The organism is Bradyrhizobium sp. USDA 4341 (assembly GCF_054063755.1).
This window is the reverse complement of sequence record NZ_JBSSGO010000002.1, coordinates 9,040,438-9,062,424: the sequence shown is the minus strand read 5'-3', so window position 1 is coordinate 9,062,424 and position 21,987 is coordinate 9,040,438. Positions and strand designations below refer to the sequence as shown.

The following is a 21,987-nucleotide window of genomic DNA, read 5'->3' as shown; positions in this document are numbered from 1 at the left end:
CAAGCCGGACGCGGTCAACGATCGGTGTAGCGTTCGCCCTCGGGGCGCGTCGTCGCATAGGAATGCGTCGCGTAATGCAGGTTGCGTCCGGCAGCCTCCTGGCGGTCGAGCCGGAAGCCCGGTTCCTCGCGCGGCCGGTTGACGATGAAGGAGATGCGAACCGACTCCCAGCCGTGGCCGGAATCGAAGCCGGAGATCCGGATGTAGCGGTCGCCATAGACCCGCCGGCAATCGGCAAGCTCCTTCATGATGCCGGCCGCGTCGCGCAGGTCGAACATCGGCAGGCCCCACATGTCCCAATAGGTGTTGCGGGGATGCGGATCGTCGGTGAACTCGATGTTCACCGCCCAGCCCTTGTCGAGGCAGTATTGCACCTGCGCGGCGATCTGCTCATCGGTCAGATCGGGCAGGAAAGAGAAGCAGCCTTGGGTCACGCGCATGAGAAACTCCTGTTAGACCGCCATGCTCGGCGTGGGAACGAAATCGGGGGCGTCGGTCGACTCGTAGTTGAAGGTGACGTCCTTCCAGACGTCGAGCGCCTCGCGCAGCGGCGTGCAGGTCTGCGCCGCCTTCGCCAGGATCTCCGGACCTTCATGGACGTAGTCGCGACCCTCGTTGCGGGCGAGGATCATGGCTTCCAGCGCGACCCGGTTGGCGGTGGCGCCGGCCTGGATGCCGCGGGGATGGCCGATCGTGCCGCCACCGAACTGCAGCACGACGTCCTCGCCGAGCAGGTCGAGCAGCTGGTGCATCTGACCGGCGTGAATGCCGCCGGAGGCCACCGGCATCAGCTTGTTGAGGCTCGCCCAGTTCTGGTCGAAGAACACGCCGTGCTCGAGCTGCATCGGGTTGAAGTCCTCGCGGCAGATGTCGTAGTAGCCGCGCGTGGTGTTCGGATCGCCCTCGAGCTTGCCGACCACCGTGCCGGCGTGGATGTGGTCGACACCGGCGAGCCGCATCCATTTCGCGATCACGCGGAACGAGACGCCATGGCTGCGCTGCCTGGTGTAGGTCGAGTGACCCGCACGATGCAGATGCAGGATCATGTTGTTCCTGCGCGCCCACTTCGCCATCGACTGGATCGCGGTGTAGCCGATCACGAGGTCGATCATGACGATGTTGGAGCCGAGCTCATGCGCGAACTCGGCGCGCTCATACATGTCCTCCATGGTCGCCGCGGTGACGTTGAGGTAGGTGCCCTTGATCTCGCCGGTCGCGGCCTGTGCGCGGTTGACCGCCTCCATGCAGTACAGGAAGCGCTCGCGCCAGTGCATGAAGGGCTGCGAGTTGATGTTCTCGTCGTCCTTGGTGAAGTCGAGCCCGCCTTTCAAGGCTTCATAGACGACGCGGCCGTAGTTGCGGCCGGACAGGCCGAGCTTCGGCTTCACGGTGGCGCCGAGCAAGGGACGGCCGAACTTGTCGAGCCGCTCGCGCTCCACCACGATGCCGGTCGCCGGGCCCTGGAACGTCTTCACATAGGCGATCGGAAGCCGCATGTCCTCAAGGCGCAACGCCTTCAGCGGCTTGAAGCCGAACACGTTGCCGATGATCGAGGCGGTCAGGTTCGAGATCGAGCCCGGCTCGAACAGGTCGAGGTCGTAGGCGATATAGGCGAAGTAGCTGCCCGGCGAATTCGGCACCGGATCGACGCGATAGCACTTCGCCCGGTATTTCTCCGCGGCGGTCAGCCGATCGGTCCACACCACGGTCCAGGTCGCGGTCGAGGATTCGCCCGCCACCGCCGCGCAGGCTTCGGTCGGATCGACGCCATCCTGCGGGGTGACGCGGAACAGGGCGATGACGTCGGTGTCCTTGGGCTCGTAGTTCGGCTCCCAATAGCCCATCCGCTTGTATTCCATCACGCCGGACTTGTAGCGATCCTTACCGCGCACGGTGATCGATGGCTGAATATTCATTTAAATCTCCTGTCGTTCGCCGCCATTTGCTCAGGCGGCCTGGGTGATCTTTCCAATCTGCGGATCGAGCGCGCCGGCGCGATAGCGACGGGCCATCTCCGGCAGTGCAACCACCTTGATCCTGGCGGCATTGCCGGCCGTGCCGAACTGCTCGAAGCGGTCACGGCAGAGTTCGCGCAGCGCATCCATCGCCGGCTTGAGGAATTTGCGCGGATCGAACTCGCTCTTCGACTGCACGGCGACCTTGCGGAAGGCGGCCGCCATCGCCAGCCGGCAATCGGTGTCGATGTTGACCTTGCGCACGCCATGCTTGATGCCGCGAACGATCTCCTCGACCGGGACGCCCCAGGTCTGCGGCATCTCGCCGCCGAACTGGTTGAACATGTCCTGCAGCGCCTGCGGCACCGAGGACGAGCCGTGCATGACCAGATGCGTATTGGGCAGGCGCGTATGGATCTCCTCGACCACGCGCATCGCCAGGATCTCGCCGTCCGGCCGCCGCGTGAACTTGTAGGCGCCATGCGAGGTACCCATCGCGATCGCGAGGGCATCGACCTTGGTGGCGCGGACGAAATCGACCGCCTGGTCCGGGTCGGTGAGCAGCTGATCGTGGCTGACCTTGCCCTCGACGCCGTGACCGTCCTCCTGCTCGCCACCGCCATGCTCGAGCGAGCCGAGCACGCCGAGCTCGCCTTCGACCGACGCGCCGACCCAGTGCGCCATATCGACCACCCGGCGGGTGATATCGACATTATAGTCATAGTCGGCCGCGGTCTTGGCGTCGGCCTTGAGCGAGCCGTCCATCATCACCGACGTGAAGCCGTAGCGGATCGCGGTCGCGCAGGTCGCCTCCTCGTTGCCGTGATCGAGATGCAGGCAGAGCGGGATCTGCGGATACATCTCCTCAAGCGCATCGATCATCTTCGCCAGCATGATGTCGTTGGCATAGGACCGCGCGCCGCGCGAAGCCTGGATAATGACCGGCGCATCGCAGGCCGCCGCCGCCTCCATGATGGCGAGGCCCTGCTCCATGTTGTTGATGTTGAAGGCCGGCACGCCGTAGCCGCGTTCGGCGGCATGGTCCAGCAATTGCCTAAGTGTTATCCGCGCCATCTGGCGTCCTCCTTTCAATTCGCTCGTTGCATGAGCCGTCTTGCCGCCGCGGCGATCGCCGCCGGCGTGATGCCGAATTCGCGATAGAGCACATCGGCCGGTGCGGACGCGCCGAAGCCGGTCATGCCGACGAATACACCGTCGTCGCCGAGCCAGCGGGCCCAGTCGCCCTCGACGGCGGCTTCCACACCGACGCGCGGCGCGTTGCCCAGCACCTGGGCGCGATAGTCGCGCTGCTGCTGGCGGAACAGGTCGAAGCACGGGGCCGAGACGACCGCGGCCTGTACCCCTTGTTCCGCCAGCAGCTTTGCGGCTTCGAGCGCGATCGACACCTCCGAACCCGTTGCAATCAGGGTGACGTCACGCCCGAAGGCCGGCTCGACGAGAACGTAGGCGCCGAGCGCGACCTGGTTGTCCTTGCTGCCGTCGCGGACCGTCGGCAGCGCTTGCCGCGACAGACAGAGGATCGACGGCGACGTCTCTGCCTTCAACGCGCAGTCCCAGGCTTCCGCGGTCTCGACCGCATCGGCCGGACGGAACACCAGCACGTTCGGGATCGCCCGCAGCGCCGCGAGATGCTCGACCGGCTGATGCGTCGGCCCGTCCTCGCCGAGCCCGATCGAGTCATGGGTCATCACATGGATGACGCGGATGCCCATCAATGCTGCGAGCCGGATCGCCGGCCGGCTGTAATCGGCAAAGCTGAGGAAGGTGCCGCCATAGGGAATGAACCCGCCATGCAAGGCGATGCCGTTCATCGCCGCCGCCATGCCGTGCTCGCGGATGCCGTAGTGGATATAGCTGCCGTCGAGTGTTTCCGGCCGCACCGAGACCTGCGACTTCGCCAGCGTCAGATTGGAGTGCGTGAGGTCGGCCGATCCGCCCAGGAGATTGGGCAGCGCTTCGGCGATCACGTCGATAACCTGCTGCGAGGCCTGCCGCGTGGCGAGTTTTGGCTGCTCGGTCGCAAACCGCTCAACGAGCTTCGCCATCGCCTCGGCATAGGCGCAGGGCAGTTTCCGGTTCAGCGCGTCGTGGAACGGAGACCGCTCGCCCTTGTCGGTCTTGCAGGCGCTACGCGAGCGCTCGATCCAGGCGCGCCGTGCGTCACGGCCGCGGCCACCGAGCTCGCGCCACTCGGCCAGCACCGCGTCGGGGACCTCGAATGCCGGATACGGCCAGCGCAGCGCGCTGCGGGTCTTCGCCGTCTCGTCGGCGCCGAGCGGTGCACCATGTACCTTCTCGCTGCCCTGCCGGTTCGGCGCACCGAACCCGATCACCGTGCGGCAGGCGATCAGCGACGGACGGTCGCTCGCTCGCGCCTGCCTGATCGCCGCAGAGATTGCCTGCGGATCGTGGCCGTCGATGCGGCAGACGTTCCAGCCGCTCGCCGCAAACCGCACCGTCTGGTCGTCCGAGCAGGACAGCGAGGTGGCGCCATCGATCGAGATCTGGTTGTCGTCGAACAGCACGATCAGCCGGTTCAGCCGCAAATGGCCGGCGAGCGAGATCGCCTCATGGCTGAGGCCTTCCATCAGGCAGCCATCGCCGGCGATCACATAGGTGCAGTGATCGACGAGATCGTCGCCGAAGCGGGCGTTCATCAAGCGCTCGGCGAGCGCCATGCCGACCGCGGTCGCGATCCCCTGCCCGAGCGGCCCGGTCGTGGTCTCGACACCGGGCGTATGACCATACTCAGGATGGCCCGGGGTTTGCGATCCCCATTGCCGGAAGGCCTTGAGCTGATCGAGCGTCATGCTCGCGTAGCCCGTCAGATAGAGCAGCGCGTAGAGCAGCATCGAGCCGTGACCGGCGGATAGCACGAAGCGGTCGCGGTCGGGCCAGGCCGGATCGGCCGGATCGAACTTCAGGAAGTCCGTGAACAGCACGGTCGCGACATCGGCCATGCCCATCGGCATGCCGGGATGGCCGGATTTCGCCTGCTCCACCGCGTCGATGGCGAGGAAGCGGATGGCGTTGGCCATCTCGTCGTGGCTGATTTCGGGCCGGCTTGCAACGGACGCAAGTGCGGTCATATCGTTCGCCTCTTTCGTTCGATCAATTGCAGGATCAGCGGGGTCAGGATGAGCTGCATCGCGAGATCGAGCTTGGCGCCGTGAATCACGATCGAATTGGCGCGCGACATGAAGCTGTTCGGGATCATCGAGAGCAGATAGGGAAAATCGATGCCGCGCGGGTTCTTCAACCTGATCACGACCATCGATTCGTCCGGCGTCGGGATCCAGCGCGCGATGAACGGGTTCGACGTATCGACCGTCGGCACGCGCTGGAAGTTGATGTCGGTCTCGCTGAATTGCGGGCAGATGTAATTCACATAGTCCGGCATGCGGCGCAGGATAGTGTCGGTCACCGCCTCGGTGGAGTAGCCGCGATGGCTGCGATCGCGATGCAGCTTCTGGATCCATTCGAGGTTGATCACCGGCACGACGCCGATCTTCAGATCGGCGTGCTGCGCGACGTTCACCTTGTCGGTCACCACGGCGCCATGCAGCCCCTCGTAGAACAAGAGGTCGGAATTCTCCGGCAGCGCTTCCCACGCGGTGAAGGTGCCGGGCTTGGCGCCGTAGAGCCGCGATTCCTCTTCGTCGTGCACATAGTGCCGCGTCGTGCCGGTGCCGGTCTCGGCATAGTCGCTGAACAGCTTCTCCAGCTCCTCGAACAAATTGGTCTCGGGGCTGAAATGGCTGAAATGCTTGTCGCCGCGCTCGGCCTTCTCCAGCATCTGGCTGCGCATCTCGGCGCGGTCGTAGCGGTGGAACGCGTCGCCCTCGATATAGGCCGCGACCACATTCTCGCGGCGGAAGATGTTCTCGAACGTCTTCTTCACCGAGGTGGTGCCGGCGCCGGACGAACCGGTAATCGAGATGATGGGATGTCGACGAGACATACGCTCCCCCTCAGCGGAACAGGCCGCGCCGCGCGAACAGCGGGGCATCGCTGCTCTCGAACAACGGCTCGACGGTCAGGTGGATCGCATCGACGTCGCGCACGGCGCGCGCCGATCCCATGATCAGCGGCACGCGCTGATGCGGTGTGCGTGCCGAGAGTTCGAGAATGCGCGACCGGCCACTGGACGCGGCACCGCCCGCCCACTCCATGATCAGCGCGATCGGATGCGCCTCATACAGCAGGCGCAACCGGCCTTCACGGTAGCCCTGGCGCGCATCCGCCGGATACAGAAACACGCCGCCGCGCATCAGGATGCGGTAGGCCTCGGCCACCAGCGAGCCGATCCAGCGCATGTTGAAATCCTGGCCGCGCTCGCCGTTCACGCCGGCAAGACACTCGTCGATGTAGTTGCGCACCGGGCCGCTCCAGTGCCGCCGGTTCGAGGCGTTGATGGCGAATTCCGTCGCGTTCTGCGGCACCCGGAGGTCGCGCGCAGTCAGGACGAACTCGCCGGCTCGCGGATCCAGCGTGAAGCAGTCGACGCACTGGTCGAGCGCCAGCACCAGCACGGTCTGCGGACCGTAGATGAAGCAGCCCGCGGCACATTGCGCCGTACCGGGCTCGAAGAAGGTCGAGATGATGTCGTTTCCCTTCGGCCGGATCGAGAAGATCGTGCCGATCGAGATGTTGTTTTCGAGATTGGCGGATCCATCGAGCGGATCGATCGCGACGCAGAGCGGCGCATCGGTATCGAGCGTCTCCGGCAGCTCGACCTCCTCGGAGAGAACCGCGGCGACCGGCGCGGTGCGCAGGGCATCCCGCATCAGGCGGTCGGCGACGATGTCGATGGTCTTCTGGCGATCGCCGTCGGGATTGACCCCGCCGCTCTCGCCGCCGATGCCGGCGAGCGGCCCGGCCGCGATGATGCGCGAGAGCTCGATCGCGGCACCGGCGAGGGCTTCGATCACCGTAACGGTCGCGGCGCGCAACGGGTTGTGCTGCGCCGGCCACTCCAGATGGGCATGCAATGCAGGACGAATCTCCACCGGCCACTCCCTTTGATCGCGCTCTCTGTCCCGAGGCGTCGAGAGGCGACCTCAGGGGAGTCGCCTTCGCCCTATCAACGCGCGAATTGCCCAATTAGGGAAATTTCATTATCTTGGGTCTGGGCAAAGTATTTCTTATGGAGCTTGCGATGGCCGGCAACTTCTCGCGGGATCTCACCATCCGCCAGCTGCGCGCGCTGTCGGCCGTGCACGCGGCCCGCTCGATCACGTCGGCGGCCAACCAGCTCAACCTGACGCAACCCGCGGTGACGCTGCAGCTCCGTAACCTGCAGGCGCTCGCGGGACTGCCGTTGATCCAGCGCACCGGCGACGGAATGGCGCTGACCGATGCCGGCGCGCATGTGCTGGCGCTCATCGAGCGGATCGAGGCGGCGCTGAAGGACTGCGAGCAGTCGCTCGACATGATCGCAGGCCGCAGCGGCGGCCGCGTCGCGATGGGCGCGGTCTCGACCGCGAAATACTTCGTGCCGTTCGCGATCGCTGCGTTCTCGCGCCGCTTTCCCAAGATCGAAGTGACTCTCAGGATCGGCAACCGCGAGGAAATCCGCGACGCGCTGCGCGGCTACGATCTCGACATCGCGGTGATGGGCCGGCCGCCGGCCGATGTCGAAGTCGAGATGAAGCCGCTCGGCCGGCATCCGCACTTCATCATCGCCGCACCCGATCACCGGCTGGCGCGGCGGCGGCACGTCGCGACATCGGAGCTCGCCAATGAAACCTTCATCACCCGCGAGCAGGGATCGGGCACGCGGATGCTGATGCAGCAATATTTCGAGCGGGTCGGACTGGAGCCGAAGCTAGGCATGGCGATGGACAGCAACGAGACGATCAAGCAGGCGGTCATGGCCGGGCTCGGCATCGCCTTCATTTCCCAGCACACCGTGTTCCATGAGCTGGAGGATGGCCGGCTGGTGGTGCTCAAGGTGAAGGGCCTGCCGATCGTCCGGCAGTGGCACGCAATCAGGCGCACCGACAAGATCCTGCTGCCGCCCGCGCAGGCCATGCTGGACTTCCTGGGCAAGGAGGGTTGGCGCTATCTCCCGAATACGCGCTAACCGCGCGCTGCCACGACGCCCGTTCGATCGAAAAAATCGAGTTAACGCCGTATGTTAAGCATTGAAGTTCCCGCGAACGCGTGCCACATCTTAATTGCGGTCACGCGCGGACCGTATCCCTGCGAGGGAGGATGAACTGCAAAACCAGTCCCCGCCGATGCCTGACTTCAAGGCGTTATTCGAGGCGGCGCCCGGCCTCTATCTGGTGCTGACGCAGCCTGACTTCAGCATCGTGGCAGTAAGCGACGCCTATCTGCGCGCCACCAAGACCGAGCGCGCCGCGATCCTTGGGCGTGGGCTATTCGAAGCATTTCCCGATAATCCGGACGATCCGGCCGCCGACGGGGTGCGCAACCTGCGCGCCTCGCTCGAACGCGTGGTCCAGTTCCGCCGCCCCGACACCATGTCGGTGCAGAAATACGATATCCGCAAGCCCGAGTCAGAGGGCGGCGGATTCGAGGAGCGCTACTGGAGCCCGCGCAATACGCCGGTGTTCGGGCCGAGCGGACAGTTCAGTTACATCATCCATCGGGTGGAAGACGTCACCGGCTTCATTCAGCTGAAGCAGCGCGGCGCCGAGCAGGACAAGCTGACCGACCTGTTGCGCGAACGCACCGAGCAGATGGAAGCTGAAATCTTCATGCGTGCCCGCGAGGTCGAGGCCGCGCGGGAACAGCTTGAGGCCGAGCAGAAGCTGCGCCAGGTGCAGAAGATGGAGGCCGTCGGGCACCTCACCGGCGGCATCGCCCACGACTTCAACAACATCTTGACGGTCATCACCGGCCTGATCGACATCCTCGCCGAGGCCGTGGAACATGACGCCGCGCTGTCGTCGGTGACAAAAATGATCAGCGACGCTGCCTTTCGCGGCGCCGAGGTGACCAAGCATCTGCTGGCCTTCTCGCGCCAGCAGCCGCTGCAACCGCGTGAAGCGAACCTCAACACGCTGGTGCAGGACACCGCGCGACTGCTGCGCCCGTCGCTCGGCGAGCAGATCGAAATCGACACCGCGCTCGAACCCGACGCCTGGCCCGCGTTCATCGACCCCAACCACATGTCGACCGCACTGCTCAATCTCGCCCTCAATGCCCGCGATGCGATGCCCGACGGCGGCAAGCTGATGCTGGAGACCAGCAACGTCATCCTCGACGAGGTTTATGCCGCCGCCAACCTCGATGTGCGGGCGGGTGAATATGTGATGGTCGCGGTCAGCGACACCGGCGGCGGCATTCCCGCGGCAATCCGCGACAAGGTGTTCGAGCCGTTCTTCACCACCAAGGATACCGGCAAGGGCACCGGCCTCGGGCTCAGCATGGTGTACGGCTTCATCAAGCAGTCCGACGGGCATCTCAAGATTTATTCCGAAGAGGGCCACGGCACGTCGATCAAGCTCTATCTGCCGCGCAGCATGGGCGACATGGTCGACGTCGAGCCGCCCGCACCGGTCGACACGCGTGGCGGCCATGAATCCATCCTGGTCGTCGAGGACGATCCGCTGGTCCGCAATTACGTCGCCGCCCAGTTGGAGCAACTCGGCTACCATACGATGGTCACCGCCAACGGTCCGGAAGCATTGGCTGCGGTCGAGAAGGGCTTCGTCTGCGACGTGCTGTTCACCGACGTCATCATGTCCGGCGGCATGAACGGCCGGCAGGTGGCCGATGCCGTGATTGCCAAGCTGCCCTCGGTGCGCGTGCTCTTCACCTCCGGCTATACCGAGGACGCGATCATCCATCACGGCCGTCTCGACCCGGACGTGACGCTGTTGCCCAAGCCCTATCGCAAGGCCGATCTCGCCCGGATGATCCGGCAGGTGCTGACCCAACCTCCCGCATCGGTGGTGGCGGCCAAGTAGCGCGGCTTGCTCAGGGACCGAAGCTCGAGCGGCTCTGGATCTTCCAGGCGCCGCCGAGCAGGCTCAGCACATAGAGGGAATCGTAGACCCCGATGACCGACCCGTCCTCGCGGTAACGCGTATAGCGGACGGCGTAATGCGCCTTGGCCGGCGAGGACTGCACGAGCCTGGTCGCGTTCCAGGCACTGTGATGCCAGCCATCCTGTTTGCGCAACCGCTCGAACAGGTCCATCGGATTGTTGCCGGGCTGCTGATAGACCGTGACCACGCCGCCGGCGATCCGCACATGCGGGAAGTGCATCAGTGCGTCCATGGCGGACGCGTCGTAACGATTGAGCGCCGCCATCCAGCGCGTCAGCACATCCTCGCATTTGGCCTGGCCGTCGCTCGCGATCTGCGCCTCGACAGTATAGGTCGCGGCCGGCTCCGGCATCACACGCCTCCGCTCTGCTTGGTGGCCCGGTCGGCCGGCACGGCGCATCCGGACAGGAACAGCGCAGCACAGGCCTTGGCGCGAGCTTTGATCTCGCTGTGCGTCGGCACTGGCTTGTGCCCGAACATGACGTCGCGCTGCGGCTTGAACACGAACATGCCGAGCAGCATGCCCGCTGCGGCTTCGGTGTCATCCAGCACGATCCGCCCTCGCCGCTGCTGGACGCCCAGCCAATTGGTCAGCGCGGCGATCGAGCGCTGCATGGCCTTTTCATAGAACGTCTCGGCGATGTCAGGGAATTTGTCGCTCTCGGCCAGGATGATCCGTTGCAGCGCGATGACCTCGGCATCGAGAATGAGTTCGGCGCAGGTCAGCAGCGCGGCCTCCAGGGCCGCCGCAACATTGCGGCCATCGCAGGCGCCGAGATTCACGATAGACACGAACCGGTCCACCCGGTCGGTCACCATGCCTTCGAACAGCGCCAGCTTGGTCGGGATCAACCGATAGAGCGTCTTGGTGGAGACGCCGGCGCGGCAGGCGACGTCGGCGATGCTGGCCGCGGCGAAGCCGCGCTCCGAGAACTCACGGCGCGCGGCCTCATAGATCAGCGCGCGCGTCTCGTCGTCGGAACGAAGCTGTGGCCGCCCGCGGCCGCGCCGTTCCGGCGCGGTCTGCTCTGTCTGGTCTTTGTCATTCCGGTTCATCCGCGAGCCATGCTTTTAGATGATGACTGTCATTCTATTGACAGTCCCAATATGGGCTCTATTTTGGAAAACATCAAGTTTCCTAATTCTCCCGGGCCGCCGAAATCAAAATTCCTACGGTTTCCCAGCAGGATAGAACGATCAGGAGCGCCTGCCATGAGCCAGCACGAAACGTCCTTCAAGGCCGAGAGCCAGGTTCCGGCCGAGACCGCCAAGCAGTTGATCGCAAATCCGGAGGCGGCCAAGCCCGCCGCCAAGGGCAAGCTTCGCCGCCTGCTCATGACCGGCGCAGCACTGGTCATCCTGGCGGGTGGCGCCTGGTATGGCTGGGATTACTGGACGGTCGGCCGCTTTCAGGTCTCGACCGACGACGCCTATGTGAAGGCCGACAACACCACGATCGCACCGAAAGTGTCTGGTTATCTCAGCGCGGTGCTGGTCGGCGACAATGAACATGTACGCGCCGGCCAGATCCTGGCGCGGATCGACGAGCGCGATTTCAAGGTCGCGCTGGACCAGGCCAAGGCCGACGTCGCCGCCGCCGAAGCTGCGATCACCAGCAAGCGCGCACAGCTCGACGTGCAGCACTCGGTGATCGAGGCGGCGCGCGCAACGCTCGCCGTGGATACCGCGAACCAGACCTTCGCCGAGCAGGAGAACAAGCGTTACACCGACCTCGCAGGCACCGGCTACGGCAGTGTGCAGAACGCGCAGCAGGCGCAGTCGCGCTACGCCAGCGCGCAGGCCGCCATCGCCCGCGACACCGCAAACCTCGCCTCCGCAGAGCGCCAGGTGGAACTGCTCAAGGCTGACATCGCCCAGGCCGTCGCGGCGCAGGCACGGGCGACCGCGCTCCAGCATCAGGCCGAGTTGAACCTCGGCTACACCACCATCATCGCCCCGATCGACGGTGTGGTCGGCAACCGTACCCTGCGGACCGGTCAGTTCGTCCAGGCCGGCACGCAACTGATGTCGCTGGTGCCGGCCACCGGCGCCTACGTGATCGCGAACTACAAGGAGACGCAGCTCACCAATGTCCGCAAGGGCCAGCCGGTCGAGATCGAGGTCGACATGTTCCCCGGTCAGGTCGTGCGCGGTCATGTCGACAGCCTCGCGCCCGCCAGCGGCCAGGAGTTCGCGCTGCTGCCGCCCGACAACGCCACCGGCAACTTCACCAAGGTGGTGCAGCGCATCCCGGTGAAGATCGTGCTCGACGCAACCAACGTCGACCTGCGGCCGGGCATGTCGGTGATCCCCTCCATCGCGACGCTGTCGCATCCCGCCGAGGAAACGCCGCGCTCCAGCGCCTCGCCCAAGCTCGCTGTCGCCTCTTTCAAATAGGTGATGTCATGTCCGACCTCGCGCTCTCCTCCCCGGCTGCTGCGCCTCGCGCAGTAGCCGCAGCGGTCGATCCCAACCGCGCCAGCATGGCCGTCTGGATTTCCATCGTCGCCGCGATGATCGGCGCCTTCATGGCGATCCTCAACATCCAGATCACAAACGCCTCGCTGCTCAACATCGAGGGCGGCATCGGAACCGGGGTCGACAACGGCTCCTGGATCTCGACGTCCTATCTGATCGGCGAGATCGTGGTCATTCCGCTGACCGACTTTCTCAGCCGGGTGTTCTCGTTCCGCAAGATCATCATTGGCTTTGCCACGCTGTTTGCGATCTTCTCGGTCGCCTGTGCCTTCACCCACGACCTGCCGTCGATGATCGCGATGCGCGGCCTGCAGGGCTTCTTCGGCGGCGTGCTGATCCCGATGGCCTTCACGCTTGTCTTCACCAAGCTGCCGAAGGTGCAGCAGCCGATCGGCCTCGCGATGTTCGCCCTCGCCGTGACCTTTGCGCCGGCGATCGGCCCGACCATCGGCGGCTACCTGACCGAGAACTACGGCTGGCAGACCATCTTCTTCGTCAACGTGATTCCGACCGCGGTGATGGTCATCACCCTTTCTTTCACCCTGGAACGCCAGCCGATGCAGCTGCATCTGCTGCGCGAGGGCGACTGGCTCGGCATCATCACGATGGCAATCGGCCTCGCGTCGCTGCAGGCCGTGCTCGAGGAAGGCAACAAGGACGACTGGTTCGGCTCGCCCTTCATCGTCAAGCTCGCGGTGATCGCCGCCGTCAGCCTGACCCTGTTCGTCTGGATCGAGCTCGTGGTCGAGAAGCCGCTGCTCCGGCTGCGCCTCTTGACCCAGCGGAGCTTCGGCTTCGGCACGATCTCGGCGGTGTTCGTCGGCTTCGCGCTGTTCGGCTCGGTCTATCTGCTGCCGGCCTATCTCGGTCAGGTGCAGCGCTACAATGCCGAGCAAATCGGCCAGGTGCTGGCCTGGACCGGCCTGCCGCAGCTGATCCTGATCCCGCTGGTGCCGAAGCTGATGCAGCGCTTCGATCCGCGCTTCATCGCCTTCACCGGCATGATCCTGTTCGCGGTCTCCTCCTTCATGAACATCCAGATGTCCCTCGACTATTCCGGCGACCAGTTCTTCTATCCGAACATCGTTCGCGCAATCGGCCAGGCGATTACGCTGGCACCGTTGTCCGCCATCAGCCTCGGCAGCGTTGCGCCGCAGGATGCACCTGCGGCCTCCGGCATCTCCAACATGATGCGCAACCTCGGCGGCGCGATCGGCACCGCGCTGCTGAGCACCATCGTCACCAAGCGTGAGCAATTCCACTCCAACATCATCGGCCAGTCCGTTCATCTCGGCCGCGACGAGGTGCGGACCCGGATCGCCGAGGTCACCAACTACTTCCTCAGCCATGGCATCTCCGACCCCGCCACCGCGCACAGCCAGGCGATCGTGGCGATCGGCAACATCGTGAAACGTCAGGCGCTGGTGCTTGGCTTCAGTGACGCTTTCGCGGTCATCGGCGTCGTTCTGGTGCTTGCCGCGATCGCGATCGTGCTGACCGGTAAGCCGAAGAACACCGCCGGCGGCGGCGCGGCGCATTGATCTCTTGTTGATCCCCCGGGGCGACGGCCGGCGGCCGTCGCCCGATTCTCAGCTCGCCTCGCGCAGCTTGAAGCGCTGGATCTTCCCGGTCTGGGTCTTCGGCAGCGCTTCGACAAAAGCGATCGCGCGGGGATATTTGTACGGCGCGATCGTCGCCTTGACGTGATCCTGCAACAGCTTGACCTCGACATCGTCGCTGCGCGCGCCCTGCTTCAGCACGATGAAGGCCGAGACGATCTGTCCCCGCTCCTCGTCAGGCGCGCCGATGACCGCGCATTCCGCGACATCGGGATGTCCGAGCAGCGCGGCCTCGACCTCGGGACCAGCGATGTTGTAGCCCGCCGAGATGATCATGTCGTCGGCGCGCGCCACGAATGACAGCCGGCCATTCTCGTCGCTGACGAAGGCATCGCCGGTGATGTTCCAGCCGTCGCGGACATATTTGGTCTGCCTGGAGTCGGCGAGATAGCGGCAGCCGGTCGGGCCGCGCACCGCCAGCTTGCCGACCTGGCCCGGCGGCAGCTCGTTCATGTCCTCGTCGACGATCCTGGCCTGGTAGCCGGCGACAGGCGTGCCCGTGGTGCCGGCGACGGCGCTGCCGGCGCGGTTGGTGATAAAGATGTGCAGCAGCTCGGTGCTGCCGATGCCGTCGAGGATCGGCTTGCCGGTCTTCTTCGTCCAGCTCTCGAACACCGGCGCCAGCAGCGTCTCGCCGGCCGAGACCGCCAGCCGCAACGACGACAGATCGGCACCCTTGTCCATCGCGGCCATCATCGCCCGATAGGCCGTCGGCGCCGTGAAGCAGATCGTCGCCTTGTAGGTCTCGATGATCCGGATCATCTCGCTTGGCGCCGCGTTCTCCAGCAGCGTCGCGGTGGCGCCATAGCGCAGCGGGAAGATCGCGAGCCCGCCAAGGCCAAATGTAAATGCGAGCGGCGGCGAGCCGACGAACACATCGTCCGGTGTCACCTTGAGCACTTCCCTGGCATAGCCGTCCGCGACGATCAGGAGATCGCGGTGGAAATGCATCGTCGCCTTCGGTTCGCCCGTGGTGCCCGACGTGAAGCCGAGCAGTGCGACGTCGTCGCGGCCGGTTTTCACCGCATCGAATTTGACCGGCTTGTTCAGCGCAATCCGGTCGAGCTCGGCATCGTGGTTTTGCGTGCCGTCGAAATTGACGACCTGCTTGAGGAATTTGCTGGTCTTGGCGCAGGCCACCAGCTCGTCCGCGATGCGGCTGTCGGTCAGCGCCAGCGCAATCTCGGCCTTGTCGACGATCTTGGCCAGTTCGCCGGCGCGCAGCATCGGCATCGTGTTGACGACGACGGCGCCGGCCTTGGTCGCCGCGAGCCAGGCCGCGACCAGCGCCGGGTTGTTGCCCGAGCGGATCAGGACGCGATTGCCGGGCTTGACGCCGTAATTCTCCACCAGCGCATGCGCCAGGCGGTTCGACCAATCGGTCAACTCCTTGTAGGTGCGCTGGCGTCCGTTGCCGATCAGCGCGATGCGATCGCCCATGCCCTGCTCGACGATGCGGTCGGTCAACTCGACCGCGGCGTTGAGATAATCGGGATAGCTGAATTCGGGCCGGTCGAGCAGCAGCTGCGGCCATTGCTGAAACGGCGGCAGGTTGCGCCGCGCGAAATCGTCAACATGCCCGGATGGGCCGAGCCCGGGAAATTCACCTGACATTCGATTGCCCCTCACTTTCCATCCAGAAAGGCCAAGACCAAATATCGAGAAGACCAGTATCGAGGACGCCCGGCAGCGTTCCAATCGCCAATCATTTTATACTTAAAATAATTTGGCGCAAGGGTGGAAATCGCGTGGAAATCGTGAGGTCCTGCAAACCTCAGATCTGCGTGAGCTGCTTCAGCCGCGCGACCATCGCCGAGTCCGGGTCGGCGAGCGGTGCGATTGCGGTGAAATGATTGGCATTGGGCACGGTACCGAACCGCGTTGCTACGCCCGCTTTGCCCCAGACATCAGCGATGGTCCGGCTCTGCCGGTGATATTCGGCGCTTTCATCGCCGCCGACCATCGCATCGAGCGTCGCGCCTGCGGGCGCTTTCCAGAGCAGCGGGCTCGCCGCCCTTGCTGCGTCGCGGTCAAGGCCAAGCGCCTTGTTGATGGAGGTGCCGACCAGCGGCTCGAGCTCGAACAGGCCGGAAATCGCGTAAGCAGCCCTGACCAGACTAGCCGGCAGCGACGCATCATAGGCCGGCCAATCGGTCGCGAGCATGCATGCGGCAAGATGCCCGCCTGCGGAGTGTCCCGACATGACCAGCGGCCGGCTGAGCCTCGCCAGTTCGCGGGACGCCGCGCGCATCTCGCCGATGATGTCGCCGATGGACACATTGGGACAGAGGTCGTAGCTCGGCACCGCGACGCTGATGCCATGGCCATTGAGGCCCCGTGCGCAGTGGCTCGACGACGAGCCATCGAGCGCCTGCCAATAGCCGCCGTGGATGAAGACCACGAGCGGCCCGTCGCGATCGCCCTCAAAGAGATCGATGACGTTGCGGCTTCCAGGACCATAGGTCAGCCGCCGCGGCGGGTGCTGCTCACGATAGGCCGCCGAGTCCCTCGCCCAGCCAGCCATCAGCGCCGGGTTTTCCGGCACGCGCGCGCGGTTGTTGTATTCGACCTCGTAATCGATCCCGCTCACCGCTTAAGCAGTCCTCGCCTTGGCGGAGCGCTGCGCCGAGCCCTTGGCCTTGGCGAGCAGCCGCATCAGTTCGCGGATATCCTTCGGCGACAGGTCGCCGAAGATATCGGCGATCCATTTCTCGTGCTCGGTCGCCATCTTGCGGAATTCGGCGCGGCCGAGCTTGGTCAGCCGGATGAACTGCACGCGGCGGTCGGTCTCCGAGGTGCGGCGATCGAGATGGCCGGACTCGACCAGCCGCTCGACCAGCCCGGTGACGTTGCCGTTCGACACCATCATCCGCTTCGACAGGTCCGACAGCGTCATGCCGTCGGACACCTTGTCGAGCTGGGCCATCAGGTCGAAGCGCGGCAAAGTGACGTCGAACTTCTCACGCAGCCGGCTGCGCACCTCGCCTTCGATCAGCGTGGTGCAGGTCAAGAGACGCAGCCACAGCCTGAGCTCGGTGCCGTGATCGTCGGGCAGTTCGACGGCTTTGGTTTCGGAATCGAGGATCATGCGGCGATCGTGCCTCCGCGGCAGGTTTCGGTCGGGCCGATTGCTTTGAGCTTCAAGCAATTCGCGGCGTCCCGCAAGGACAATTGCGAATCCTGTCCGACACGCCCGGCCAATCCTGCTATTTCTTTAAACTTCAAGCAATTGGCGCGGCGCTTGCATGTGCAACACCTGCATGCTGCGCGGCGATCGCCCTGACGCAATGCCACATCGCTTGCAGCGGTCGCGCGCGTCAGACTAAGCTGAGGTCAAATAGGCCGAAGCCGAAACATCAAGGCAGTGGTTTGGGGGAGAGACATGAAACAATTGACGAAGCTCGTGGGACTGGCGGCGCTGCTGGGTATCGCGGTGACCCCGGCGGCCGCGCAGGAGAAGATCAAGATCGGCGTGCTGGTGACGACCTCGGGACCAGCCGCGGCGCTTGGCCAGCAGGTTCGCGACGGCTTTGCGCTCGCGGTCAAGGACCTCGGCGGCAAGATGGCCGGCCGCGATGTCGAGATCGTCAACGCCGACGATGAGCTCAAGCCCGACGGTGCGGTGGTCAAGGTGCGCGGCCTGCTCGAGCGCGACAAGGTCGATTTCGTGGTCGGTCCGATCTTCTCCAACATCCTGCAGGCGATCCACCGCCCGGTCACCGAGAGCAAGACTTTCCTGATCAGCCCGAATGCCGGCCCCTCCAGCTACGCCGGCAAGGAGTGCAACCCGTTCTTCTACGTGACGTCGTACCAGAACGACCAGGTGCACGAGGTCCTCGGCAAGGTCGCGCAGGACCGCGGCTACAAGCGCGTCTATTTGCTGGTGCCGAACTATCAGGCCGGCCGCGATTCCGTCGCCGGTTTCAAGCTCGACTACAAAGGCGAGATCGTCGAGGAATCCTACACGCCGATGAACACGCTGGATTTCCAGCCCGAGCTCTCCAAGATCGCCTCCCTGAAGCCGGACGCGCTGTTCACCTTCATGCCGGGCGGCATGGGCGTGAACCTCGTGAAGCAATACAAGCAGGCCGGCGCGACCGTGCCGGTGCTCTCCGCCTTCACCGTCGACGAATCCACCCTGCCCGCGCAGCAGGACGCCGCCGTCGGCATGTTCGGCGGTGCGAACTGGGCGCCGAACCTTGACAATCCGCAGAGCAAGAAATTCGTCGCGGCCTATGAGGCGGCTTACAACGGTGTGCCCGGCACCTATGCCATGCAGGCCTATGACGCAGCACTGCTGATCGACAGCGCAGTCAAGGCCGTGAAGGGCGACCTCTCCAACAAGGACGCGGTCGCGGCGGCGCTGAAGAAGGCCGACTTCACCTCGCTGCGCGGTAACTTCAAGTTCAACAACAACGGCTATCCGATCCAGGATTTCTACCTCACCAAGGTCGCGAAGCGGCCGGACGGCAAATTCCAGACCGAGATCGTCGAAAAGGTGTTTTCGAATTATGGTGACCGCTACGCCAAGGACTGCGCGGCCAAGTAGCTCACAGGAGGACTACAAATATGAAAGACGAGATCGCCGGCATCACCCGCGCCAATGAGGGCATTCAGGGCATTTCCTGGAGCATCCTCGGCCAGACCTACGTGCCGAAGAGCCGCACCGAGCATTCCTTCTCCTGGCACGCCACCTTTCCGCCGGGCACCTTCGTCCCGCCGCATATCCATCCCGACCAGGACGAGTATCTCTACATCCTCGAGGGCAAGCTCGACTTCATGCTCGACGGCGCCGATGAATCGGCAACGCCAGGCGATCTGGTACGCCTGCCGGCCGGCAAGCCGCACGGCATCTTCAACAAGTCGCAGCAGCCGGCCAAGACGCTGTTCTGGGTATCACCGACCCGCAGACTCTACGACCTGTTCTGGGCGATCCACAACATGAAGGAGCAGAACCCGGATGACGTGGTGCGGCTCGCCGCCGAGCACAACATCCACTTCCTGCCGCCGCCTCCGGCGTAGCCCCCGGCGGCGACCTCGCTCCCGTCATCCTGAGGTGCGAGCGCTTGCGAGCCTCGAAGGATGCACGGCCCCGCTGGTGGCCGTCGACCCTTCGAGACGGCCGCGTTGCGGCCTCCTCCAGCGACAACGGCGAAGCCGTTGCGCGGGGGTGACGGATCGGACGTCGCCTCCTATTGCCGCGCCACCACACGCGCGGCAAAGCCGGCCTTCGCGGCATAGCCGCGGACGATTGCCTCGCGCGCTTCGTAGTTGAGGATCGTGTCGACGTCGGTAAAGCCCTGCGGCGCGAGCTGCTCGACGGCGTCGATCACGCCTTCCGGCCCGCCGCGGCGGTTGGAGGCGACGATATCGGCGGTCATCGGCAGCCGCTGCCGCTCGTAGCCGGCCAGCGCCTGTCGCGGATGCTCCGCTCGCGCCAGCATGTCGGCGAGGCAGCGCGCATCGAGAATAGCCTGCGACGCGCCGTTCGAACCGACCGGGTACATCGGATGCGCGGCGTCGCCGAGCAGCGTGACGCGGCCGCTCGACCAATAGGGCAGCGGATCGCGATCGCAGCACGGGTACTCCCAGAACTCCGGCGTCGCGTTGATCAGGCCGGCGAAGTCGACCTGCGGGATGGTGAAGCCCGTGACATAGGGCATCATCTCATCGCGCCGGCCGAGATTGGACCAGCCCTCGCGGCGCGGCGGCGGCGAGGAGCCGTCGCCGATCCGCACCAGCACCGCCCAGTTGGTGAGGCGGCTCGCCGGGCTCGATCCCGGCGCGATCGGATAGATCACGGCCTTGGCATTCAGGCCGCCGGCGATGATCATCGAACGTCCGGTCAGGAAGGCCGGCCAATCGGTGGCGCCGCGCCACAGCATCAGCCCGTTCCAGCACGGCCCGCCCTCGTTGGGAAACAGCGTCTGCCGCACCTTGGAGTGGATGCCGTCGGCGCCGATCAGGATGTCGCCACGCGCGGTTTGGACATGGCTGCCGCTGCGATCGAAGAAATAGGCCGAGACGCCGCCCTCGTCCTGCGTAAAGGAGCCGAGCCGGCAGCCGGTGCGGATCGCATCCGCGCCAAGCCGGTCGATTACGGCCTGATGGATCACGCTTTGCAGGCGGCCGCGATGAACAGAGAATTGCGGCACGTCGTGGCCGGCATCGAGCCCGCGCTTCTCGTGCCAGACCTGCTGGCCGTGCCGCGTCAGATAGAACAGCTCATAGGTGCGGATCGCGACCTCGTCGAGCTTGTCGAGCAAGCCAAGCCCCGCCAGCTCGCGGATCGCATGCGGCAGTGTGTTGATGCCGACGCCGAGCTCGCGGATCGTCTCGGACTGCTCGTACAACTCGCAGCTGATACCGCGCGAACGCAGCATCAGCGCAGTGGTGAGGCCTCCGATCCCGCCTCCGACGATAATCGCCTTCATCGTCCCTTACTCCACTCACAACAGGACGCTTTTACGCTTTCGCCTAAGGTCGCACGGCCCCGCGCCCGGCCGCAAGCGGCTTGGTCGCCCAGGACTTGGACCGGCCTGCGATGATTGGGCTTAGCCTTAACATTGGCTCAGCATACTCCGATCCATTTCCGTCACCCTTCGAGGCTCGCTGCGCGAGCGCCTCAGGGTGACGGGTCTGACAGTGCATTCCGATCAATCCGGCACCACGGCGATCGCCTGGATTTCCACCTTGGCGCGGTCCTCGATCAGGCCCGCAACCTGAATCGCGGTCATCGCCGGAAAGCGCCGGCCGATCACGTCGCGATAGACCCCGCCGATCTCCTTCAGCCGCGCGGAATATTCCTTGCGATCGAGCAAAAACCAGGTCAGCGACACGATGTGCTCGGGCCCGGCCCCGCCGGCGGCGGCCACCGCGACGATGTTGCGCAGGGTCTGGCCGATCTGCGCCACGAGATCGTCGCTCTCGAACACGCATTGCCCGTTCCAGCCGATCTGGCCGGCGATGAAGAGCTGTTTGCCGCGCGCGGCCATGCCGTTGGCGTAGCCGATCGGCTTCGCCCATCCGTCCGGTTGCAGGATCTCGATCATCTCAATTGCCCTCGAAGGCGGGTTTCTGCTTGGCGGCGAAGGCCTCGAAGGCGCGGCGGAAATCGCCCGTCACCATGCAGATCGCCTGCGCCTGCGCTTCGGACTCGATCATCTCGTCGACGCCCATCGCCCATTCCTGGTTGAACATCGTCTTCGTCACGCCATGTGCGAACCACGGTCCATCCGCAAGCGAGTGCGCCAGCTCCTGCGCCGCGGCGGCGAGCTCGGCCGGCGGCACGAGGCGGTTGTGAAAGCCCCACGCAAAGCCTTCGTCGGCACTCATCGCGCGGCCGGTGTAGAGCAGATCGGCGGCACGGCCCTGCCCGATCACGCGCGGCAACAATCCGCACGCCCCCATATCGGCACCGGCGAGGCCGACGCGGGTGAACAGGAATGCGGTCTTGGCCTGCGGCGTCGCCAGCCGCAGGTCGGACGCCAGCGCCAGCATCGCGCCGGCCCCGGCGCAGATGCCGTCGATCGCGGCGACAATGATCTGGGGGCATTTGCGCATCGCCCGCACCACCTCACCGGTCATCCGGGTGAAGGCGAGCAGGTCGGGCATCGCCATCCGCGTCAGCGGCTCGATGATCTCGAACACGTCGCCGCCGGAGCAGAAGTTGCCGTCGGCGCCGGTCAGCACGATGGCGCGGACATCGGAAGCGTATTTGAGGTTGGTGAAGAGATCGCGCAGCTCCTCGTAGGACTCGAAGGTCAGCGGGTTCTTCTTGTCCGGTCGGTTCAGCGTGATCGTGGCGACACGGCCGCTCGCATCCGTCGACCAGCGGAAGTGCTTTGCAGGATAATCCCTGAACGGACGGAGCTTTGCTTTCATCTCGGACAT

Annotated in this window: 20 protein-coding genes; 6 read left to right on the top strand and 14 right to left on the bottom strand. The window is 65.0% G+C overall.

The window, feature by feature from the left end; genetic code table 11:
• Positions 1-14: 14 nt before the first annotated feature.
• Genes ACVIGB_RS48075 through ACVIGB_RS48050 form a run of 6 tightly spaced genes read right to left on the bottom strand, consistent with a single transcriptional unit; the run spans position 15 to position 6,985 of the window.
• Positions 15-440 carry a ribulose bisphosphate carboxylase small subunit gene (locus tag ACVIGB_RS48075; protein WP_212310924.1) on the bottom strand — a complete coding sequence of 142 codons (426 nt, stop codon included), beginning with the start codon at positions 438-440 and terminating at the stop codon, positions 15-17.
• Positions 441-452: 12 nt separating this feature from the next.
• Positions 453-1,916 (bottom strand): form I ribulose bisphosphate carboxylase large subunit, encoded by a 1,464-nt coding sequence (locus ACVIGB_RS48070; RefSeq protein ID WP_212310925.1) that lies wholly within the window; start codon positions 1,914-1,916, stop codon positions 453-455.
• Between the two features lie 30 nt (positions 1,917-1,946).
• A complete protein-coding gene (fba, locus tag ACVIGB_RS48065; RefSeq protein WP_212310926.1) occupies positions 1,947-3,029 on the bottom strand; it encodes a class II fructose-bisphosphate aldolase in 1,083 nt (360 codons plus the stop codon).
• A gap of 14 nt (positions 3,030-3,043) precedes the next feature.
• A complete protein-coding gene (tkt, locus tag ACVIGB_RS48060) occupies positions 3,044-5,065 on the bottom strand; it encodes a transketolase (RefSeq protein ID WP_456723995.1) in 2,022 nt (673 codons plus the stop codon).
• Complete coding sequence (locus ACVIGB_RS48055; RefSeq protein ID WP_092127070.1) at positions 5,062-5,937, bottom strand: phosphoribulokinase; 876 nt, start codon at positions 5,935-5,937, stop codon at positions 5,062-5,064. The genes tkt and ACVIGB_RS48055 overlap by 4 nt, the downstream gene beginning before the upstream one ends.
• Positions 5,938-5,947: 10 nt before the next feature.
• Positions 5,948-6,985, bottom strand: coding sequence for a class 1 fructose-bisphosphatase (locus ACVIGB_RS48050; protein ID WP_456723996.1), 1,038 nt, complete (start codon positions 6,983-6,985; stop codon positions 5,948-5,950).
• Positions 6,986-7,134: 149 nt separating this feature from the next.
• Here ACVIGB_RS48050 and ACVIGB_RS48045 point away from each other — a divergent pair, with 149 nt between their 5' ends.
• Together ACVIGB_RS48045 and ACVIGB_RS48040 are read left to right on the top strand one after the other, a co-directional pair.
• Positions 7,135-8,061 carry a LysR family transcriptional regulator gene (locus tag ACVIGB_RS48045; RefSeq protein WP_092127068.1) on the top strand — a complete coding sequence of 309 codons (927 nt, stop codon included), beginning with the start codon at positions 7,135-7,137 and terminating at the stop codon, positions 8,059-8,061.
• A gap of 157 nt (positions 8,062-8,218) precedes the next feature.
• Positions 8,219-9,916 (top strand): ATP-binding protein, encoded by a 1,698-nt coding sequence (locus ACVIGB_RS48040; RefSeq protein ID WP_456723997.1) that lies wholly within the window; start codon positions 8,219-8,221, stop codon positions 9,914-9,916.
• Between the two features lie 10 nt (positions 9,917-9,926).
• Here the strand turns inward: ACVIGB_RS48040 and ACVIGB_RS48035 are convergent, their stop codons facing one another.
• Both ACVIGB_RS48035 and ACVIGB_RS48030 read right to left on the bottom strand, forming a co-directional pair.
• Positions 9,927-10,349 (bottom strand): hypothetical protein, encoded by a 423-nt coding sequence (locus tag ACVIGB_RS48035; RefSeq protein ID WP_456723998.1) that lies wholly within the window; start codon positions 10,347-10,349, stop codon positions 9,927-9,929.
• Positions 10,349-11,053, bottom strand: a complete 705-nt coding sequence (locus ACVIGB_RS48030) for a TetR/AcrR family transcriptional regulator (RefSeq protein WP_456723999.1) — start codon at positions 11,051-11,053, stop codon at positions 10,349-10,351. Before ACVIGB_RS48030 ends, ACVIGB_RS48035 begins: the two co-directional genes overlap by 1 nt.
• Before the next feature lie 156 nt (positions 11,054-11,209).
• On the opposite strand from ACVIGB_RS48030, the gene ACVIGB_RS48025 reads away from it, so the two are divergent.
• Both ACVIGB_RS48025 and ACVIGB_RS48020 read left to right on the top strand, forming a co-directional pair.
• Positions 11,210-12,394: an HlyD family secretion protein gene (locus ACVIGB_RS48025; RefSeq protein ID WP_456724000.1), complete on the top strand. Its 1,185-nt coding sequence runs from the start codon at positions 11,210-11,212 to the stop codon at positions 12,392-12,394.
• Positions 12,395-12,402: 8 nt separating this feature from the next.
• Positions 12,403-14,016: a DHA2 family efflux MFS transporter permease subunit gene (locus ACVIGB_RS48020; RefSeq protein WP_456724001.1), complete on the top strand. Its 1,614-nt coding sequence runs from the start codon at positions 12,403-12,405 to the stop codon at positions 14,014-14,016.
• 48 nt (positions 14,017-14,064) lie between these two features.
• Here the strand turns inward: ACVIGB_RS48020 and ACVIGB_RS48015 are convergent, their stop codons facing one another.
• From ACVIGB_RS48015 to ACVIGB_RS48005, 3 genes are all read right to left on the bottom strand, one after another.
• Positions 14,065-15,708 carry an AMP-binding protein gene (locus tag ACVIGB_RS48015; protein ID WP_456724002.1) on the bottom strand — a complete coding sequence of 548 codons (1,644 nt, stop codon included), beginning with the start codon at positions 15,706-15,708 and terminating at the stop codon, positions 14,065-14,067.
• Positions 15,709-15,868: 160 nt separating this feature from the next.
• Positions 15,869-16,684, bottom strand: a complete 816-nt coding sequence (locus ACVIGB_RS48010) for an alpha/beta hydrolase (protein WP_456724003.1) — start codon at positions 16,682-16,684, stop codon at positions 15,869-15,871.
• Positions 16,685-16,687: 3 nt separating this feature from the next.
• Positions 16,688-17,182, bottom strand: coding sequence for a MarR family winged helix-turn-helix transcriptional regulator (locus ACVIGB_RS48005; RefSeq protein WP_092125314.1), 495 nt, complete (start codon positions 17,180-17,182; stop codon positions 16,688-16,690).
• A gap of 294 nt (positions 17,183-17,476) precedes the next feature.
• Between ACVIGB_RS48005 and ACVIGB_RS48000 the strand changes: the two genes are divergently transcribed.
• Positions 17,477-18,643 (top strand): ABC transporter substrate-binding protein, encoded by a 1,167-nt coding sequence (locus ACVIGB_RS48000; RefSeq protein ID WP_456724004.1) that lies wholly within the window; start codon positions 17,477-17,479, stop codon positions 18,641-18,643.
• 20 nt (positions 18,644-18,663) lie between these two features.
• Positions 18,664-19,116: a cupin domain-containing protein gene (locus ACVIGB_RS47995; protein ID WP_092125312.1), complete on the top strand. Its 453-nt coding sequence runs from the start codon at positions 18,664-18,666 to the stop codon at positions 19,114-19,116.
• Between the two features lie 170 nt (positions 19,117-19,286).
• Here the strand turns inward: ACVIGB_RS47995 and ACVIGB_RS47990 are convergent, their stop codons facing one another.
• The 3 genes from ACVIGB_RS47990 to ACVIGB_RS47980 form a co-directional block, all read right to left on the bottom strand.
• Entirely contained in the window at positions 19,287-20,528 is a 1,242-nt protein-coding gene (locus ACVIGB_RS47990; RefSeq protein ID WP_456724005.1) for a flavin-dependent oxidoreductase, read from the bottom strand.
• A 222-nt stretch (positions 20,529-20,750) separates the two neighbouring features.
• Complete coding sequence (locus ACVIGB_RS47985) at positions 20,751-21,146, bottom strand: RidA family protein (RefSeq protein WP_456724006.1); 396 nt, start codon at positions 21,144-21,146, stop codon at positions 20,751-20,753.
• Position 21,147: 1 nt separating this feature from the next.
• A complete protein-coding gene (locus ACVIGB_RS47980) occupies positions 21,148-21,987 on the bottom strand; it encodes an enoyl-CoA hydratase family protein (RefSeq protein ID WP_456724007.1) in 840 nt (279 codons plus the stop codon).

Bases quoted from the DNA above. Each gene is read 5' to 3' on its own strand.
- ACVIGB_RS48075 (WP_212310924.1), bottom strand. From the start codon at position 440: ATGCGCGTGACCCAAGGCTGCTTCTCTTTCCTGCCCGATCTGACCGAT.
- ACVIGB_RS48070 (WP_212310925.1), bottom strand. From the start codon at position 1,916: ATGAATATTCAGCCATCGATCACCGTGCGCGGTAAGGATCGCTACAAG.
- fba (WP_212310926.1), bottom strand. From the start codon at position 3,029: ATGGCGCGGATAACACTTAGGCAATTGCTGGACCATGCCGCCGAACGC.
- tkt (WP_456723995.1), bottom strand. From the start codon at position 5,065: ATGACCGCACTTGCGTCCGTTGCAAGCCGGCCCGAAATCAGCCACGAC.
- ACVIGB_RS48055 (WP_092127070.1), bottom strand. From the start codon at position 5,937: ATGTCTCGTCGACATCCCATCATCTCGATTACCGGTTCGTCCGGCGCC.
- ACVIGB_RS48045 (WP_092127068.1), top strand. From the start codon at position 7,135: ATGGCCGGCAACTTCTCGCGGGATCTCACCATCCGCCAGCTGCGCGCG.
- ACVIGB_RS48040 (WP_456723997.1), top strand. From the start codon at position 8,219: ATGCCTGACTTCAAGGCGTTATTCGAGGCGGCGCCCGGCCTCTATCTG.
- ACVIGB_RS48035 (WP_456723998.1), bottom strand. From the start codon at position 10,349: ATGCCGGAGCCGGCCGCGACCTATACTGTCGAGGCGCAGATCGCGAGC.
- ACVIGB_RS48030 (WP_456723999.1), bottom strand. From the start codon at position 11,053: ATGAACCGGAATGACAAAGACCAGACAGAGCAGACCGCGCCGGAACGG.
- ACVIGB_RS48025 (WP_456724000.1), top strand. From the start codon at position 11,210: ATGAGCCAGCACGAAACGTCCTTCAAGGCCGAGAGCCAGGTTCCGGCC.
- ACVIGB_RS48020 (WP_456724001.1), top strand. From the start codon at position 12,403: ATGTCCGACCTCGCGCTCTCCTCCCCGGCTGCTGCGCCTCGCGCAGTA.
- ACVIGB_RS48015 (WP_456724002.1), bottom strand. From the start codon at position 15,708: ATGTCAGGTGAATTTCCCGGGCTCGGCCCATCCGGGCATGTTGACGAT.
- ACVIGB_RS48005 (WP_092125314.1), bottom strand. From the start codon at position 17,182: ATGATCCTCGATTCCGAAACCAAAGCCGTCGAACTGCCCGACGATCAC.
- ACVIGB_RS48000 (WP_456724004.1), top strand. From the start codon at position 17,477: ATGAAACAATTGACGAAGCTCGTGGGACTGGCGGCGCTGCTGGGTATC.
- ACVIGB_RS47995 (WP_092125312.1), top strand. From the start codon at position 18,664: ATGAAAGACGAGATCGCCGGCATCACCCGCGCCAATGAGGGCATTCAG.
- ACVIGB_RS47990 (WP_456724005.1), bottom strand. From the start codon at position 20,528: ATGAAGGCGATTATCGTCGGAGGCGGGATCGGAGGCCTCACCACTGCG.
- ACVIGB_RS47985 (WP_456724006.1), bottom strand. From the start codon at position 21,146: ATGATCGAGATCCTGCAACCGGACGGATGGGCGAAGCCGATCGGCTAC.
- ACVIGB_RS47980 (WP_456724007.1), bottom strand. From the start codon at position 21,987: ATGTCCGAGATGAAAGCAAAGCTCCGTCCGTTCAGGGATTATCCTGCA.